Raw genomic sequence first — 1,729 nt, forward strand, 5'->3', positions numbered from 1 at the left:
GACCGCGACGCAGAACCCGCCGACGGTGTCGGTGGGGTAGTGCGCCCCTATCGTCACCATTCCCGCGCCGACGGCCCCACCGGCGAGCAGCGCGGCGGCCCCGACCAGCGTCAGCGCCGCGCCCCGCCCGGCCGGGACGAGGCTGACCAGCAGCAACGCCGCGACCAGCGCGATCGACGTCGCCCCGCCGGTGTGCCCGCTCGGGTAGGCGAAGCCGCCCGCGTCGCCGATCGTCCGGCCGATCACCGGCTTGAGCACGGTGGTGGCCAGGCCGGTGAGGCCGGGGCCGACGATCGCCAGCACGGCCAGGCGCCGGCGTCGCAGGAGCAGGCACAGGCCGGCGAGCAGCCCGCCCACCAGCACCACGAACGGCGGCGCCCCGAACTCGATCACCCGCCCGAAGAACCGCCAGTGCGCCCCGGTGACGGCGTCGACCGCGTCCTCGGTGCGGGTGTCGACGCGACCGGCCCCGGTGTCGCCCGCGTACCGGAACCCGAGCAGCGCGAACACCAGGAACGCCGCCCCGGCCATGATCGGCGCGGGACGGCGCAGCGGTCCGAGGAGGGGGACCGGGGCGGGGCGCACCGGGTCCAGGCTACCGACGACACCGGCCGCGCCGGGTGCCGGCGATCAGCTCAGCCCCAGTGCCCCGGCCAGGCGGCGCAGGTCCGGGGTCAGGTCCGCGCCGCGAGGGGTGAGGATCTGGGCACAGACGTGGTCGGCGCCGGCCGCGAGGTGCTCGTTCAGCCGGGCCGCGACCGCGTCCGGCTCGCCGTGCGCGACCAGCGCGTCGATCAGGGCGTCGCTGCCGCCGTCGGCGATGTCGGCGTCGGTCCAGCCGAGGCGCTTGAGGTTGCTCACGTAGTTGCGCAGGCCCAGGTAGGGCTTCTGCACGGCCGGACGGCCGATCGCGCGGGCGGCCACCGGGTCGGAGTTCAGGACGACCTTGTGCTCGGGGGCGAGCAGCACCCCGTCGCCGAGCAGCTCGCGCGCCTCCCGGGTGTGCTCCGGCGGGGTCAGGTACGGGTGCGCGCCCGCGGTGCGCTCCGCGGAGAGCTTCAGAACCTTCGGCCCGAGCGCGGCCAGCGCCCGCCCGGCGACCGGGACGCCCGCGGCGTCGAGCGCGTCCAGGTACTCGACGACCGTGGCGTAGGGACGGGTGTAGTCGCTGGTGGCCTCCGGGTGCCCGACGCCCACGCCCAGCAGGAACCGGCCCGGGTACGTCGCCTCGATCCGGTGGTAGGACGGCGCCACCTCCTGCGCCGGGGTGGACCACATGTTCACGATGCCGGTGGCCACGGCGATCCGGTCGGTGGCCTCGAGCAGTGACTCGGCCACCGCCAGGTCGCCGGACGGCGACCCGCCGAGCCAGATCGCGCCGAACCCGAGCGACTCGATCTCGCGCGCCAGGTCGGGGGTCAGGATGCCCGCGTGCTGCCAGATGCCGTATCGGCCCAGTTCCACACTCATGATCCTTACGACGTCCGGGGCGCGGCGGGAATTCCCGTGCACCCTCCGATCGATGTCCGGCCTACTTGACATGATGTCGGGTTACCTTGACACTTCTCGGGTGGGACGGACATCGGCGAGGGGGCGGCGCAACGCCGTCCGTGTGGCCAGGACGGCGTCCGGCATGACGCAGGCCGAGCTGGCCGGCGAGGTCGGCGTGACCCGTCAGACGGTCGTCGCCGTCGAGGCCGGGGACTACGCGCCCTCGGTGTATCTGGCC

3 protein-coding genes are annotated in these 1,729 nt (G+C 74.8%); 1 reads left to right on the plus strand and 2 read right to left on the minus strand.

The window, feature by feature from the left end; all coding sequences use genetic code 11:
- Together I4I78_RS32260 and I4I78_RS32265 are read right to left on the minus strand one after the other, a co-directional pair.
- A partial coding sequence (locus tag I4I78_RS32260) for a phosphatase PAP2 family protein (RefSeq protein ID WP_218615293.1) occupies positions 1-585 on the minus strand: 585 nt, incomplete at its 3' end.
- Positions 586-630: 45 nt separating this feature from the next.
- Positions 631-1,470 (minus strand): LLM class F420-dependent oxidoreductase, encoded by an 840-nt coding sequence (locus I4I78_RS32265; protein ID WP_218615294.1) that lies wholly within the window; start codon positions 1,468-1,470, stop codon positions 631-633.
- Between the two features lie 73 nt (positions 1,471-1,543).
- Between I4I78_RS32265 and I4I78_RS33615 the strand changes: the two genes are divergently transcribed.
- On the plus strand, positions 1,544-1,729 hold a 186-nt coding region (locus I4I78_RS33615), incomplete at its 3' end, for a helix-turn-helix transcriptional regulator (RefSeq protein WP_218615295.1).

Origin of the sequence: Pseudonocardia sp. KRD291, from assembly GCF_019263595.1 — a bacterium.
In the GTDB taxonomy this organism is placed as follows: Bacteria; Actinomycetota; Actinomycetes; order Mycobacteriales; family Pseudonocardiaceae; genus Pseudonocardia.